The sequence below is a fragment of the Eremococcus coleocola ACS-139-V-Col8 genome (assembly GCF_000183205.1).
Classification (GTDB): domain Bacteria; phylum Bacillota; class Bacilli; order Lactobacillales; family Aerococcaceae; genus Eremococcus; species Eremococcus coleocola.
Genome location: NZ_AENN01000001.1, coordinates 19,010 through 35,031 on the forward strand (window position 1 = coordinate 19,010; position 16,022 = coordinate 35,031).

Sequence of the window (16,022 nt, forward strand, 5' to 3'; positions counted from 1 at the left end):
TTGTATTGTAACATAATTTAGGTTTGTCTAATATCAAAAGGTACTTATTATAAAAGCCCATGTTGATGATGCTTCAACAAGAGCTTATGATTACCTTCAATAATTATTAGACTATTAACTCAGTTATTAGATTAAGATCGAATCCGGTGTTTCATCCGGAAGGTCGCCCAAATTAAAGCAAATAGGCCTATAATGCAAGAAACCAATAAGACCCAAACTGGATCAAAGACTTCCCCAGTAATCGGTAATGATTTAGTGGCATAGACTGTTTGAATCATATCCATGACTTCCCTTGGAATTTTCTGACCAATAAGGTCAAAACTTGGCTTTAAGAGTAATTGTTTTAAATAAATGGTCATATGTGTAAACGGTAACCAGGCTGATATTTTTTGAATATAGTCAGGGAATTGAGATAAAGGCATATAAATACCACTAGTAAACCCGATTAAGGTACCAAACACACCTGATACGGCCCCAAAAGCATTCACTGATTTGATGAAAGTGGTCAATAAAATCATAAAGGCAGTCGAAATGAAAGTATATAGAATTACCAAACCTGTTGCTTTTATCGAAATATCACTAGGATACATAATCCCTGTAGTTAGATAAATTAGAGCCAAGGCTCCCACCCACATTAACAATGAAAAAGTTAAAGTAATCATAAAGGAAGAAGCGAAATAGGCTAAAATTAACTTATAGCGTTTTACTGGGGTTACGATAAAAGCATTGATGCGGTGACTTTCAAGGTCTTGAATCATGGATCCAAGATTTCCTAAAGACAAGGTAATGGTATTGATCACCATAATGCCACTCAAAATTAGTGAATCCACCATAAAGTCAATTTCTTTGGCATTCATTACCTGTTCAAGTACCTCATGTTTATAAGCATTCTTTAGGAATAACAAATAAAGACTAATCAAGATAATCACAGAGAGGAAGGAGAAAAAGACAGCAGATTTATCCCGCAAATATAACTTTATATTCCGTAAGGTTAATTTTCTAATGGATAACATGATGATCACCTACAATCGCTAAAAAGGCATCGTCTAAGGTCCCGTGTGTAACTTCTAACCAAGCAATATTATCCTTTAAATCTTGAATTAAATTAAGGGTCATCGCAATCGATTGGGTGGTAATATGAAATTGGTCGGCAAAGACTTGATAAGTGAGTTTAGCTTGTAGCAAATAATTTTCTAATTTATTTCTGTCTTTTGCGACTAATTTGACTAAATCACGGCTATATTTTTCCTTTAGTTCTGCTGGAGTGCCTTCTGCAACAATCTTCCCCTGGCTAATGATAACAACCTGGTCAGCATTTGCTGCTTCCTCCATATAATGGGTGGTCAGGAAAATTGTTACATCTTCATGCTCATGAATTTCTTTAATAATCTGCCAAACCATCCGACGAGTTTCTGGGTCTAAACCAGTTGTGGGTTCATCCATAATTAATAGCTGAGGTTGGGAGAAAAGGGCTCTCGCTAATTCTACCCTTCTTTTTTGCCCCCCTGAAAGTGTTCGGAATTTTTGATCTTCGATCTCTCGTATATGAAATTTGTCGATTAATAATTGATAACGTTCTTTGAGTAAAGCTTTATCTGTTATATATAAGCTCCCTCGCGTTAATAAATTTTCTTTGACAGTTAATAAATCATCTAATACATTTTCCTGGAAAACTAGACCAATGGATTTACGGATACTCTCAGGGTCCTGACTACCATTCACAAAAATAGTCCCACTATCTTTATCCAACAGAGTAGCAATACATTCAATGGTAGTAGACTTTCCCGCCCCATTTTGACCTAGAAAGGCGAAAAAAGAACCCCGTTTAACCTTAAAAGAAATATCATCCACTGCCTTTAAAGCGCCATACGAAACCATTAACTTATCTACTTCTAAAATATTCTCTGTCTGCATGATTTTCCCCTCATCCATTAAAAACTTCTTTTTTTATTGTCAGCAGTGATTTAAGTGACAAACAAATAAGACCAATACTCATAAAAAGAAATCCATCTTGCAAATCTAGTTGATTTAAGATTGAGAGAACCAAAACAGCCACACCTAAAGCAAGAGGCACCACAGTTAAAATTAAAGTAATAATTGGTTTTTCAGCTACTTTTTGTGGTTTTCCAGTTTTTTCTTTAACTTGCATCAGATCCACCAAAGAATAATCTAAGGTTTCAGCTAAGTTAGGTATTGATGATAAGTCTGGAAAGGACAAATCACGTTCCCATTTAGAAACCGCCTTGTCTGTCACCCCCATACGTCTAGCTAAGTCCAACTGAGTCATGCCTAATTCTTTTCGCCGGTTAGCAATTAACCGACCCAAACTATCATCTTTCATTCCATTCCCTCCTCTTCTTTTCAGGAAAAGCATACTCTCTTTCTCTGATAAACTCAAGCATCCCTTGGTTGACCCCACTCTACCGTTAGTCGAGTCCAAGTAGAGCTTGATATTATCATTTTTTTGATTAATGCGTGTTCTGAAAAAATAGTAAACTTATTGCTTACTTTACAAGTAGGTATACTGACTCATTAACCTTTTTCAAAAATTATACACCCGCCTTCGGTTGGATGATCTAAAATCAATTGCTTTGTCCTCGAACTTTTATAGCCAAGAATTTTAGCGACAATCATTAAATCTCCAACCGCTCCTGCTGTCATAACCGTTCCCAAAAGAGATATTAAGATAGAACCATGCATAAGGCCGATAATGATTGGAATGAGTCCTACAATAAATAAAGGCATTACCCCCCAATGATATAGGCCCGCTTAGTTAAGGGTGCTTTACAGCTACAGTATGGCGTCAAATACTTCCAGATAAACCCAAATTCAATATCAGACCAACCACGAGGGCTAAAAAGTGCCCAAGTGGACCCATGCACCAGTTCATGAAAAATGGTGAGAGCTAGGACCAGAATGATAAAGATTAAACTATCAAGAAAATTAAAAGTAATATCAAGTTCTCTAATGGGATATAACCACAGATAAAGACTAGCGACCACCACAATTAGAAGGATTGAAAACAAAGCGGCTAAAATGTTGGCCATTTTAACATCAATCAGTATGACTTTATCCTGATAGCCTTGACTTTGTAACTCTTTAGTTAATTTCTCATAGTGATGCCAACGCTTAGCTTCGGCTTGGCTTAACTTACGATTTGGTTTTTCAATCAATTATATCGCCTTCTTTCCTTTTCTTGTATTTTACAATCAGCGAACTATCTGACTAGTTTAAAGCTAATTTTAAAACCAAGCAAAAAAGCAAACTCAAGCTTAAAACTTGAGTCTGCTTAGAAATTCTTAAGAGTATGCCATTTTAATTAGCCTAACTTTTACTAGCTTTCAACAAGCCTTTATAAGTCAAATCCATCAAGATAGCCCCTAATGGTGCGGTAAATAGAATAGCTACCACTGCCACCGATAAAACGATAATGCCGGCATTAATAATAGCTGGGTTATTTAATTGATTCCCTAAGTCTAATAGCCCGCCACCAATAGCCGCTTGCACCGTTGCCTTAGGTAAATAAGCAATTGACATAAAGGTTCGCTCCTTTTGGTCTAATTGGGTCCCCATAATCGCCAATTGGACCCCGATATTTCTAAAAATCAAACCAATAATAATTGTAACTAGAGCAAGACCTAGTACTTCTAAAGCATAATTAATTTGAATTGACGCCCCCACCAAAGTAAAAAGGAAGATTTCACTGACTACCCATAGCCGATCACACTTGGCTTTCAAGCGGGTGGCGCGAACTTGGGTTTTAAAGAATAAGGTCATCCCCATGGCAATCACGGATAAAAGACTTGAATAAGCAATGAAATCTTGTAAATAGTTTTCTAAATAGACTAAGAAAAAGCTAGTTCCTAATAAAATAATTAATTTCATAGAATCTCTTAGATGAACATGGTCAAATAGATAGGCAAAAATTAATCCAACCACAATGCCTCCCAGGATTCCCGTGATAATTGAAACCGGAATCGTCATAAAACTAGATAATTTCATAGCACCCCCGCCCTCAATTGTGAGGAAGGATGTATAAAAGACAATCATAACAATATCATCCATCGAAGAAGCAGCCGTTATCATTTGGGGAATCCCTTGGTCAGTACCAATACCTTCATCCATTAAACGAGAGGTCCGTGGCACAACGACTGCTGGGGATACAGCCCCCAGTACTGCCCCTAACAAGAACCCTTCAACAAACGAAAGGCCCAGTAGAAAATGGCTAACAATCCCAATGGTGATCATTTCGATACAACAAGGCAGAAAAGACATTAATAAGGCAGGCCGCCCTACTTTCTTCAGGTCCTCCAAATCCAATGATAAACCTGCCTTTAGTAAAATGATAATCAAGGCGATCTTACGAAGCTCACCTGAAACTGCTAAGATTTGCGGATTCATCAAGCCCAAAGAGCCTAAGACAATACCCAACAACATATAAGCGAGCAATGCTGGTAAACGTAACTTGGTAAAAAGATAACCCGCGCCCCCACCAACGACTAAAACGATGGCTAAACATAAAAAGAAATCCATTTATTTTTTCCTTTCTAGCGCAGAAAAAGCTGATGTCTCTGCACACTAAATAAGTTGCAGAAGTCATCAGCTTAACAAGCGGTTTGGCTAATGCCAGGGAGAACTTCATTCCCTTTTTCTATGTTTCTTAGGTTAACAAATATAAGCAATGCTGTCAATGTGAAGTAGACAATTACCAAACCATCTGTGTCAACCAATCACTGACTAGTTTTTCTCGATTGCTTTAGTTAGCTTCTTGCCATTTGCCTAGAACTAATTGACCATGTAATTTTCCATCTAAAAGATATAAGATGCGGTCACAGCGTTGGGCGACCTTGCTATCATGAGTTACCGTGAGGATACTAGTTCCTTGAAAATTCTAGGACTGGTCTTTTTACTGTACTTGAGTTAGAGGCGGTCAATGGCCCGCACATAGATTTGTTGGTCTAAATCGTCAATGACTTGAAAGTAACGATCTGCATAGTCTAAGATTTCTGGAACAATGGTAGCATCTTCAAAGAAAGTGATATAACCTTCTAAGGATTTTGCTTTCATCCGTAAGGGTGCTGACCGTCGATTAATAAAAGTCCGACTCTTATAACGGGCATTCTTGGCTTCCTGAATTAAGTTCATAGCTGAGGCATTGCCATCAAAAGCCAAGATAATCGATTGACGTCGTTTGAAAATATCATAGGCAAAACTCTTATAAACACCCATCGGAGTTGGATCCAAAGCTATCCGAATCGGTAAATTCAAGCTTTCAATGGCAGTTTTTTCCTTAACTGTGACCGCAGCCGGAATCATGGCATAAATTTCAAAACGTCCTTGATTGGCTTCGAGTAGATAATGTTCATAAGCTTTATCTGCATGGCCAATGACGAAAAAAACACGACTAGGATCTGCTTGAGCTAATAAGCCATCTATTGTATCTTTCCCAGCTTGAGTCATTCGAGTTTGGTGACGTAAATTATTAAAACTACCTCCAAGTAAGACTAAAGGAATTTTATCTTGCGGCAAACCACTGATGTGGTCTGCAAAAATCTGATGACTATCATATTTTTCTTCCCCAGCCAAAATCTTACGATAAAGATGGCTGTTTCCCTCTATTCTATCTTGCAAAAATGTGGCTACACTGATTTTGCCTTTTTCCTGTTTAAATTTAATCGATTTCTCTGTGAAATCTTTGACTGCTGCTGCAATCAATCGATTTTCAACCTGACACATCGCATGCATTTGGTCATAATTTAAATCTAAAAGATATTGAAGAGCTAATTGTTCATCAAGAGAATCTGTACCATAGATTGCACCTCCATCCGTTCCTTGGACGCAGGCGATCCCATTTTCTAGGTAGGTTTTCAAAGGATGGTGTTTTAAATTATTTAAATTATTCAATCGTACATTGGAGGATAGTTGAAATTCTAAAACCACACCATTATCACGAATTTTATTCATTAAGTTTTGGCCTTTTTTGGAACTTAATTTAGCAGTATGTAAGCCATGACCAATCCGAACAGGAGGAAAATTCTCATCAAGTTCTAAACCTGCCTGCACCGCATCAATACTATGGCCCACATTATCCGGCAGGCTATCATTTTCACCAGCATGGATCCGAATAACAAAATTTGGATAGGTTTTACTAATCTTAACCAGTTCTTTAATGACAGGTTTTAATTCACGAATATCATTAATTTCTTCCCCGACAATATCACAGCCCGCTATATAGGGATCGTCTGCCACTGCCTTCAATACTTGGAGGTTTTCCGTGAAATAGTTTTCCTTAGGAATTTGGTCTTTAACAATGGTGAGCGCAATCCGCCGTAAAGCTGCTAAAAAACGTAGGCGGACACCTGTTTCAGCTAGAATAGCTGGCAGGCAATCATGGATTTCTTGGAGTCGTTGGGCTGCTTCAGCCTTCTTTACTAAAGTAGTATCAGCCATTTCGACATAAGTAATACCCTTTTCTTGGTAAGTCCGGCAAATCCATAATAAGCAGTCTTGAAAGAGAGTAAAGGATTGATAAGCCGGATTCGCCAAATCTGCTAACATCTGGGCTAAGGCTTCCACCATATCCGGGTCGGGAATTTCTTGCCAGTGATCTAAGGCAATCGGATTTTGGCTGGCTTGGCCTTTTGCAAAGACATAGCGGTATAAATAGACTTTTTCAAGATTGGTAAAGACCGCTTGCCCATCCTTTAATACAGCTAAGGATGCTCGGATTCTAGGAATATTATATTCGGCTTGATCTAAGTTATTTAAAATTAAATCAGCAAAATTAATAAAGGTGTTATCGTCAATTTTACGGGTCAGCTGTTTACTTTCCAGTGTAGAGTCTTTAAATTGTTGGGCGACTTGTGTCCGGGCTTCTTCAATTGCTTGAGCTTGGTGCGGGCTCAGCTTTAACTTTAATTTTTTCACATAATATAAAGGGTAACGTAATTGGTGCTTAATTCCCAGAGCCATTAAGACATCGGCGGAAAGATTCGCATTCATATGAGTATGCAAATCAGTCTTGAACTTAGTATCCTGTAAAACATAGGATTTTATGATGGTCTCATTAGCTGATAACTTATAGTCCTTGGTCTGAGACATCAAAGTCTTGGCAATCGCCAAAATACTGGCCTTTTGGTCAATACGCCCATCAGGGTATATATTTGCTATCTTGATATTTGCTAACCGTAAAATATAAACAAGTTCATTATGAGCATTGACATACGCTGGCACTTGACCTTCAATAATCTTCAAACCCTTGGCATCAAAGGATAATGGCAAGTGACAGAGTTCAGCCAGATTAGTAATTAAGTTACCTGTTTTATGATTAGGGGTCCGCAGCACATAGGTCATTTGATCATGGTCACGGTACAAGTCAATGATAATGTCCTTTTCAGAATCTAGATAAAAACGATTAAAAAATTCCATGGGCTGCCTCTTTTCATTATTAATAGTTTAATCTTTTTTTGCTTGTTCTTAGAATATCTAATACTTAAATTAAACTCAACTCTAAACGCTATTTTTTTAAAAGTCTGGTCTAACTATTAAGACCAGACTTTTGCAAAAACGAAATTATTATTTTTATACTACATAAATACTTTCACTATAATTTACCACTTAAAAATAAGGCCAACTGAGCAACTAATGCACTCCCAACATAAGTGCCTGTAAATACAAATATTGAGATGATAATAATTTTCCAAGTAGACTTTGATAAATCAACTAGCTGATTTGCTACTGATACTCCAGCAAAAGCCAAGATAGGTGTCGTAATTGACAGAAAATTTACAGCTAAAATAGATTCAACAACAAAAGGACTCAGTAAACAACAAATGATAGAAACTATCGATACCCATCCTAATACTGGAAAATTTCTTACAAAATTTATGTTTATTTTATTAGTCAAATCCTTAATTATCACTCCCAAAATACTAAATAATCCTAAAAACCCTAAACCTAGAAATGTAGAGCTGGTAATCGGTTGAGAACTTGGATCCTTCCACAACTTTACTTGTTGTGTAAATAAGATAAAAGCCAAGCTAAGTAAAATAACTAAAACAATTTGTAAATACGGGTGTAAACCTTTATTCGTTTTATTTTCCATGGTCATAATTATCCCCTTTTGTTAGTAAATTATACATAAAGCGTTGTAACGGAATAGCTAAGAAAACCATTGTATATGTACCTAAGAAACTGGTTAATAGTTGACTAGCCGATGCATATGCCAAAATTGTTTCTGCTGATTCTGGTTTCAAAGCAGCCACAGCCGATGAAGCAGCAGTCATCATTGAAGCTGACCCCATTCCAGAAGCCATCCCCAATGCACGCACATCAAAACCAAAATTTAATATAATTGGGGCAAAGATTGAAAAGAAAATTGAGCCAAATAAGGTGCCAATCAAATAAACGGAAAGAACTCCACGCCCTTCTGCTGATTCTAATGTATATTTTTCAGTGATATAAGCTAATTCACCTTCACGGCCCAGCCCCAAAGTTGCACCGATTGCTTCCCGTCGCAAACCAAGAAGGATTGCAACGGGTAAACCTATAAGAACAGTACCTAAATTACCTAATTCTTGAAATAAGAAAACCCAACCAACCGAAAGAATCTCACCAATCTTTGGTGCCACACTTGCACCATAGTATGCCATTAAAGGTAACATAATATACAATAGATTTTTGGCAGCAAATTCAACATTATTATCGGAATAAATTACTTTTAGTAATCCTTTACGCCATACTGGAATAGCAAAAACCATGGCGAAGAGTACGGAAAACACCAAGGGTAACACGGATACGTTAATGCTACCTAAGCTAATTTGTTGAAAACCAATTATTTCAGCGGCAAAAACAATAATCAAGGCGAATATAATTAATAATAATAGTTGGTAAAATTTATTCTTCATTTATGGTCTCCTTTTTAATTATCTCATCAATATATTTCGCGTAGTCAATGAAAGGTCGATGGTAGAGTTGATTTTTTTCAACTTTTTCATCCAATCTTTCAATCACTTTACTTAAAAATTCAGGAAAATCCTTTAAAACAAACTCAGGATTAACCATACGGAAGTTATCACCGTGAATATCACCTTGAAAACCACCATAGGATATCTGAATACAAGGCATAATATAGGACAAATCACCAATATCACCTGCAGCAGCAATTGCACCACGATCATTAATCATTTTTTTAATTGAAGTCTGTTCGTCAAACACTTGCTGAACAAACTGATTTAAATATCGATCTTGCACAAAAGGAAGATAACCCATCTGGGTTTTAGTTTTAAGTTGTCCACCCAAAGCTTGTGAACTACCTTCAGCAGCATCGTCTAATCGCGCTGCGATTTCTTTCATATAACCTACTTCAATCGTACGAACATCAGTTGATACAGTTACTTGATTAGGAATCACATTAATAGAAAAATTACCATTAGCAATCACGGGATTAATCCGCACAAATAAATCCTCCCGAATTTGCTGACGCATCATACCTAAAGCAACATTAAATAAAGATGACATACTATAAGCGTTGATACCTGAAAAAGGATCAAAGCCAGCATGAGCAGCTTTACCAATAAAGGTATAATATTTATGTAAAAAACCTGCTAAATCACAGTTAATTTCAACCGTATCACCTGGCTCATTACCGATTGAATGTGTCGCCATCATAAAGTCAATACCATCAAAGGCACCCAATTTCATCATCTCGGCTTTACCACCCGAATAAGTCACTTTGCCCGCATCAATTAAGCTTTGACGATAATCAAGGTCGATAAATTCCTCTGCTGGAACAAAAACAAAAGAAAAATTCATATTATAATTTTTAAAAGTATGTTCATTCGTTAAAAAACCGAACAAATCTAAAGCAATTGCTACTTGAGAGAAATGTCCACAAGCATGACAAGCTTTAGTCTCAGGATCTGCTTGAAAATGGGTTGGGTTAATTAATGCATCTAATTCAGCCAAAATTCCCATGGTACGGTCCGCTCCGTTGTCTAGGTCAACTCTTAATCCTGTGGTAGTATACTCTTGGATCTTTGCCTTTGGAAAAACTTGTCTAATATAATCAATTACTATTTGTTTAGTTCTAAATTCTTTATAGCCTAATTCAGGATGATTAAAAATATCATCCGCTATCGCTTTAATTGTGGCATAATTTTCATCAAAATAGGACATTGCTTCTCACCTTTCTACAGTAATTAAGATATTTATCTTAGCATCTGACCTTTAAAAAGCAAAGAAGTAATTAACATTAATTAGAATTTAAATTATTTTGTTCGTTTTTTTAGTTTTAGGAAAAACTCAGCAGATAGCATGTAGCTTTATTCCTTATTGTAATAAAGGTAAGACTAGGTTGGCTAAACTTAGAAAAACGAAAAATCCAAGGACATCGGTCGCAGTCGTAATAAAAATGGATGAAGCTAAAGCTGGGTCCAGCTTCATTTTTTTCAATACTAAAGGAACATAATAACCAAAGAAGGCCCCATTAAATAAATTAAAAATCATGGCTAAGACAACAATCAAGGATAAATATACATTGTGATAGGAAATATATAAAACCCCACCTGCCATAAGGCCAATAATCAAGCCATTAACAATTCCTATAGCCAACTCTTTTAAAATGTATTTTCGATCGGAGTGGATATCAATTTTATCTAAAGCAATTCCTTGAATCACTAGAGCTAAAGTTTGTGAGGCAGAATTACCACCCATCCCTGTGATAATCGTCATCGCAGCAGCTAGCGAAGCAACCTGGGAGATGGTTGACTCAAATAAGCCGACTACAAATGAAGCTAAAAAAGCTGTTAAGAGATTTATCGTTAACCAAGGCAGTCTTTTGCTTAATGAAGACCAAAATGAATCGTCTAAGTCTTCCTCCTCGTTAACCCCTGACATCCGTAACATATCTTCTTGATGTTCTTCATTCAAAACATCCAAGATATCATCCGCTGTCACAATACCTAAAAGGACATGCCGAGGATTTACCACTGGAATCACATTAATATCATACTTTAAAGATAACTTAGCAACTTCTTCCTGGTCGATCTGTGGTTCTACAGTAATGACTTGTCGATTCATAATATCCGCAAGGATTGTCTGGAGGTCGGCTCGAAATAAATCACGCATAGGTAAATATCCAACTAAGCGATTGTGATTTGAGGTGATAAATAGGGTATCAATGACTTCACTATTGGGAGAAATTTCTCGAATTTTATTGAAGGCTTTATCTACCGTCCAATAATCTTTAAGAGAAATAAAATCCGTCGTCATAATTCCACCGGCTGACTCAGGATCATAAGAAAGCAACTGCCGAATATCTGCTTGGTCACTCTGGGTCATTAATTTTACATAGTGTTTTCGGGTTCCCACAGGTAGATTACCTAGGATATCTACAATAATATCTGGCGACATTTCCATAAAAAGATGGGAGACGCGCTCGACAGAAAGTAACTTAATTAAGCGGGACTGACTATCTTCCTCGGCCAATTCGATCATTTCAATTAAATAATCGTCTGGTAAGATTGCCATCTTTTCAATCAATTGATTATCTTCCAAGTTTTCGAAGATATCTAGCACATCCGCTGGATGATAAACTTGACAGAAATGCTTGACCCGCGACACCGTTAATTCATTTAGTATAGTTTCACCTTGTAAGTCCATAGCTACGCCTCCTCTTCATTTAGTATTCTATGATACTAGTCTATCTTATCTAACCTTCAGAACCAAGATTAAAATAATTAATTACATATCTTTCAGAGAAACAAAATCCATAAATGCCTTGGCCGCATGAGAGAGGGGCATATTCTTCGTAATATAGAATCCTACCTGTCTTTGCGGCAACTTAATATCAGTCTCTAGGATAACTAAGTCTTCCACTAGTTCTCGTGCCAAAATGGCCATGCCCAAGCCCTGACGGGCAAATTCAGCTAATAATTCATAATTAGCTAATTCAATGTCCGGCTGTACCCGAATGCCTCGTTTCAATAAATGTGCATCAATTGCTTGACGCGTTTGACTCTTTCGATCAAGCATCATTAGCTTAGCTTGACTTATATTTTGGGCAGTAATCTTTTCTGGAAGAACTTGAGCATAGACTTTAGCCGCCACGAAAGACTCATGAAGTGTCATTAATGGATAAAAATCAACCATTGTTTGATTTTTTGGTTCAAAACCTAGCACCACATCCACCTGCCCCCAACTTAACATATCCTGTAATTGACCACTTGTGCCATTTTTAATTTGCATGCGAATGCCTGGATAAATTTTTGAAAAATTTTTCAATCGTTTGGGCAAGATATACCGCGAAATGGTATCCGAGCCTGCAATTCTTAAAGTACCGTGATTTAGATCCTTGAGTTCCTCCATATGATGTCGCGCTTGATATAAATTTTCAAGCCCAATCTTTACTAATTGATAAAAATCTCGACCTTCTTGAGTTAATTCGACCCCTCGATTTTGTCTAACAAACAAATGACAATCTAATTCACTTTCTAACTGGGAAATAATTTGAGAAACCGCTGGCTGACTCATGAATAATTTATGGGCTGCTTTAGAAAAATTTCCATACTCTGCTACCGTTACAAATACCTGATAATGATTTAAATTCAATTTGGTATCACCTCCACTTATACCTGACTTATTATAATCTTATTTCACTTATACCACAAGATAAGTTAAGATATTAGAGTATCATTCTTAAAAACAAAGGAGATTGTTATGGAAAAAATTGTAGGTACTGTTGTTAGAGGTTTACGCGCCCCAATTTTCAAAGAGGGCGATGACCTAGTTCAAATGATTCCTGACTTATTAGAAGACTTTTACCAAGAAGAAGATATTACCATCGGTAGTAAAGATGTTTTAGCGATAACTGAAAGTGTTGTGGCTCGTACCCAAGGTAATTATGTGACGATTGATCAAGTTGCTAAAGATTTAGACCGTGACTTTGCTGGTAAAGATTTAGGTGTCCTCTTCCCTATCTTGAGCCGTAATCGCTTTGCCATTATTCTCCGTGCCATTGCTTCGAGTCAAGCCAAGAAAATTATCTTACAATTATCCTTCCCTTCAGATGAAGTCGGCAACCATTTAATCTCACTTGATCAAATGGACCAAGCTGGTTTAGACCCTTGGAAAGATACTTTAACTGAAGCTGAATACCGTCATCATTTTGGTTATCAAACCCATGAATTTACTGGAGTCGACTATGTGGCTTACTTCAAAGAACTCGTGGAAGATTTAGGCAAAGAATGTGAAATTATTTTCTCTAATTCACCACTTACAATCCTAGACCATACCGAATATGTCATCAACTGTGATATCCATACTCGCCAACGGACTAAGAAAATCCTTCAAAAGCGCGGGGCTAAATGTGTTCGTTCACTTGACGATATTATGAATCAGCCGGTTGATGAATCCGGATATAACGAAACATACGGTATCCTAGGTTCAAACAAATCGACCGAAGATATGTTAAAACTCTTCCCTCGCGACTCTAAGACGCTAGTCGAAGCCATTCAAGCTGAATTGAAAAAACGGACCGGTAAGACCATTGAAGTCATGGTTTACGGCGATGGTGCTTTTAAAGATCCAGTCGGTAAAATTTGGGAATTGGCTGATCCAGTCGTCTCGCCTGGTTATACTTCTGGCTTAGAAGGCACTCCGAATGAATTGAAACTTAAATATTTAGCAGATAATGAATTCAAAGATTTAAAAGGTCAAGAACTAAAAGACGCTATTAAAGCTGCTATCAATGCCAAAGCTGATAACTTGGTTGGTCAAATGGCTACCCAAGGAACGACCCCACGTCAATTAACTGACTTACTAGGTTCACTTTGTGACCTAACCTCAGGTTCCGGTGATAAAGGTACCCCAATCATCTATATCCAAGGTTATTTCAATAACTACACCAATTAATTATTACTTAAAATATTAACTCAAAAAGTGTGTCTAGAATTATCCAGACACACTTTTTTAATACAATCTTAAAATGAAGAACATTTATCGCGTCAATCCTATAGCTGGTAAAAAAAGAAATTATGGTAAATACTTTCCTTCTAATTTCCTTTTATTTTTCATATGCTTTCATTTCATTTTTTAAAGTCAGGACCAAAAAAATTTCAAGCACACAAAGAACAGATGCCACAACAAAACCGTTAAAAATCATACCAAGTATTAGAGATATAATTGGAATAATTATTGCAAATATTTTGTAAGCATTTGACTTATACAACCAAGAGTATGGCAATAGATGTGCCCCAAAAACCATCGCATACACCATAATCATCTTTTCTGGGACGGCATTAAGGACCCACATTACAATGAGGAGATAAATTACCGATTTAAAGTAAATAAAAATCCCAACTGTCCTAATTCATTATCTTCTGCAAAAATATTAACCCCAAGCTTCTTACCAATTATCCAAGCTAATGGCATCAACGGGCATGAACAGATAAATACCATAATATTTTTAATATTAAAACTAATATTTAAACTTGCAACACAAGCAATTAAAAACCAAATAACTACAGAAGTCATAATAAAAGGTAAGCCTTTCTTTTGGCTCTGAATTATATCATCACGCAATTGATCTAAATCCATATCTTTCCTCCTCTTACAGGTCAAATTTATACTTTTATACCCATACTCTACCTTTTATTTCCAGTTTAATCATAATAAATATGTAAATTATTGATTAATTTACAATTAAAATTTCGAAATAGCTTAACATATATAGATACGCAAATTGTTAGCATACTTAATTATAAATATTATAAGTAATTAAGATATGCTTCCTATACTTTTTGACCTTGAGTATTAATCATATTTTTTTAAATTTCCGACATATTCTGGAGGTTTAAGTTCACAAAACAATATAAATCATGCTATACTCTAGCTAGAAATATCGAAAAAATTGCCTGTCATTTTTAGACCTTATTCTGTTTTGATTACGAAAGGAGTCCATCTATGAAACGTAAGTTAATCCTGCTTATTCCTCTCTTATTAATATTATCAGCGTGTACCTCCACCCCTATTGATGATTTAATCAATAGTTCGACTGGTAGAAATTCAACTCAAGTCTCTACAAGCGAATATGACAGTGCCTATCAAGATTCACAATCAGTTGCTTATGATGGTTCAGCTAGTCTAGAAAGTAAAAATTTCCATAAAGACGCCGAAGATATTATAAAATTAGTCACCGATCAAGATGGTATTATAGTGTCGCAAGATTATTCAGACTACCATAACTATAATGGTGACTATGTTGGAAATCTATTAACTTTAAATGCACAAATTCCTAAAGACAAGTTCCAAGATCTCTTCAATCAAATCAAAGAAAAGTATCAACTGGCTAATTTCAATTTAAATAGTCAAGATGTGAGTAATGAAATGATCAGCCAAGAAGAACAACTTGAAGAGCTTAACAATCGCTTAAAAGAAGTTGAAGAAGACCTCAAAGACGAGGATATTACTTTAGAGCAAAAACAGGCATTACGTGCCGAGAAAAATAGCCTAGAAGATCAAATAAAAGCTTTGGAGAACCAACAAGATTCTACTAACGAATCAGTTGCTTACTCAAACTTGTCAATAAGCCTTAAAGAAGTCAAATATTATTCGAGTGAAGGCTTACCGTTCTGGTTACCATTTGTCAATATCTTTAAAGGATTCTTCCAGTACGCAGCGATTGCCCTCTTTACTAGTTTAATGGGTGTTATCTTTGTTATTCCATTCCTCTTTATCCTAAGTTTAACTTATCTGCTTATTCGTCGTTCTCAGTTTATCATGTTTAGAAAACTTGAAAATAAAATTTCCCCAAATAGAGATAAGAAAAATTTGACTAAATCAGACAAAAAATCATTCTTAAAACCAAAGATAGAACCAAATAAAGACGACCAATAAAATATAACCACCTATCTCCTAGCTCCTCTGATTATAATTTATAAATCAGTAGAAATTTAGGATAGGTGGGTATTTATTTAATAAAGAATATTAGGTTTATTATGCCTATTTTTCTTTGTAGGAGCCTT

At 36.1% G+C, this 16,022-nt stretch carries 14 protein-coding genes, 1 pseudogene and 1 riboswitch; of the genes and pseudogenes, 2 read left to right on the forward strand and 13 right to left on the reverse strand.

Annotated features, from left to right (window positions below):
- Positions 1 to 131: 131 nt before the first annotated feature.
- The 12 genes from HMPREF9257_RS00100 to HMPREF9257_RS00155 all read right to left on the reverse strand — a co-directional run bounded on the left by HMPREF9257_RS00100 (position 132) and on the right by HMPREF9257_RS00155 (position 12,609).
- Positions 132 to 1,013 (reverse strand): ABC transporter permease, encoded by an 882-nt coding sequence (locus tag HMPREF9257_RS00100; protein WP_006417445.1) that lies wholly within the window; start codon positions 1,011 to 1,013, stop codon positions 132 to 134.
- Positions 1,000 to 1,914, reverse strand: coding sequence for an ABC transporter ATP-binding protein (locus tag HMPREF9257_RS00105; protein ID WP_040466599.1), 915 nt, complete (start codon positions 1,912 to 1,914; stop codon positions 1,000 to 1,002). The genes HMPREF9257_RS00100 and HMPREF9257_RS00105 overlap by 14 nt, the downstream gene beginning before the upstream one ends.
- Positions 1,915 to 1,924: 10 nt before the next feature.
- The gene (locus HMPREF9257_RS00110; protein ID WP_006417477.1) at positions 1,925 to 2,341 is read right to left on the reverse strand and encodes a helix-turn-helix domain-containing protein; all 417 of its coding nucleotides are present in this window, start codon (positions 2,339 to 2,341) and stop codon (positions 1,925 to 1,927) included.
- 191 nt (positions 2,342 to 2,532) lie between these two features.
- Positions 2,533 to 2,745, reverse strand: a complete 213-nt coding sequence (locus HMPREF9257_RS09680; RefSeq protein WP_006417564.1) for a metalloprotease family protein — start codon at positions 2,743 to 2,745, stop codon at positions 2,533 to 2,535.
- A complete protein-coding gene (locus HMPREF9257_RS09685; RefSeq protein WP_006417440.1) occupies positions 2,745 to 3,173 on the reverse strand; it encodes a DUF3267 domain-containing protein in 429 nt (142 codons plus the stop codon). Before HMPREF9257_RS09685 ends, HMPREF9257_RS09680 begins: the two co-directional genes overlap by 1 nt.
- A 151-nt stretch (positions 3,174 to 3,324) precedes the next feature.
- Positions 3,325 to 4,533 (reverse strand): cation:proton antiporter, encoded by a 1,209-nt coding sequence (locus HMPREF9257_RS00125; protein WP_006417542.1) that lies wholly within the window; start codon positions 4,531 to 4,533, stop codon positions 3,325 to 3,327.
- Positions 4,534 to 4,583: 50 nt separating this feature from the next.
- A riboswitch (Fluoride riboswitch) is annotated at positions 4,584 to 4,655 on the reverse strand.
- A gap of 265 nt (positions 4,656 to 4,920) precedes the next feature.
- Positions 4,921 to 7,428: an amidohydrolase family protein gene (locus HMPREF9257_RS00130; RefSeq protein ID WP_006417563.1), complete on the reverse strand. Its 2,508-nt coding sequence runs from the start codon at positions 7,426 to 7,428 to the stop codon at positions 4,921 to 4,923.
- Positions 7,429 to 7,603: 175 nt separating this feature from the next.
- Positions 7,604 to 8,104 carry a hypothetical protein gene (locus HMPREF9257_RS00135; RefSeq protein WP_006417464.1) on the reverse strand — a complete coding sequence of 167 codons (501 nt, stop codon included), beginning with the start codon at positions 8,102 to 8,104 and terminating at the stop codon, positions 7,604 to 7,606.
- Entirely contained in the window at positions 8,094 to 8,906 is an 813-nt protein-coding gene (locus HMPREF9257_RS00140; RefSeq protein WP_006417498.1) for a DUF3100 domain-containing protein, read from the reverse strand. Before HMPREF9257_RS00140 ends, HMPREF9257_RS00135 begins: the two co-directional genes overlap by 11 nt.
- Positions 8,896 to 10,176 (reverse strand): M20/M25/M40 family metallo-hydrolase, encoded by a 1,281-nt coding sequence (locus tag HMPREF9257_RS00145; RefSeq protein WP_006417614.1) that lies wholly within the window; start codon positions 10,174 to 10,176, stop codon positions 8,896 to 8,898. The genes HMPREF9257_RS00140 and HMPREF9257_RS00145 overlap by 11 nt, the downstream gene beginning before the upstream one ends.
- Before the next feature lie 153 nt (positions 10,177 to 10,329).
- Positions 10,330 to 11,661, reverse strand: coding sequence for a magnesium transporter (gene mgtE, locus HMPREF9257_RS00150; protein ID WP_006417457.1), 1,332 nt, complete (start codon positions 11,659 to 11,661; stop codon positions 10,330 to 10,332).
- An 81-nt stretch (positions 11,662 to 11,742) separates the two neighbouring features.
- On the reverse strand, positions 11,743 to 12,609 hold the full coding sequence (locus HMPREF9257_RS00155) for a LysR family transcriptional regulator (RefSeq protein ID WP_006417458.1): 867 nt from the start codon (positions 12,607 to 12,609) through the stop codon (positions 11,743 to 11,745).
- A 108-nt stretch (positions 12,610 to 12,717) separates the two neighbouring features.
- Between HMPREF9257_RS00155 and HMPREF9257_RS00160 the strand changes: the two genes are divergently transcribed.
- Positions 12,718 to 13,911 carry a coenzyme F420-0:L-glutamate ligase gene (locus HMPREF9257_RS00160; RefSeq protein ID WP_006417411.1) on the forward strand — a complete coding sequence of 398 codons (1,194 nt, stop codon included), beginning with the start codon at positions 12,718 to 12,720 and terminating at the stop codon, positions 13,909 to 13,911.
- 151 nt (positions 13,912 to 14,062) lie between these two features.
- Here HMPREF9257_RS00160 and HMPREF9257_RS00165 read toward each other — a convergent pair.
- Positions 14,063 to 14,595: pseudogene (locus tag HMPREF9257_RS00165) on the reverse strand (DUF7010 family protein).
- 366 nt (positions 14,596 to 14,961) lie between these two features.
- On the opposite strand from HMPREF9257_RS00165, the gene HMPREF9257_RS00170 reads away from it, so the two are divergent.
- Positions 14,962 to 15,894, forward strand: coding sequence for a DUF4349 domain-containing protein (locus tag HMPREF9257_RS00170; RefSeq protein ID WP_006417412.1), 933 nt, complete (start codon positions 14,962 to 14,964; stop codon positions 15,892 to 15,894).
- The last annotated feature ends 128 nt before the right edge of the window (positions 15,895 to 16,022 follow it).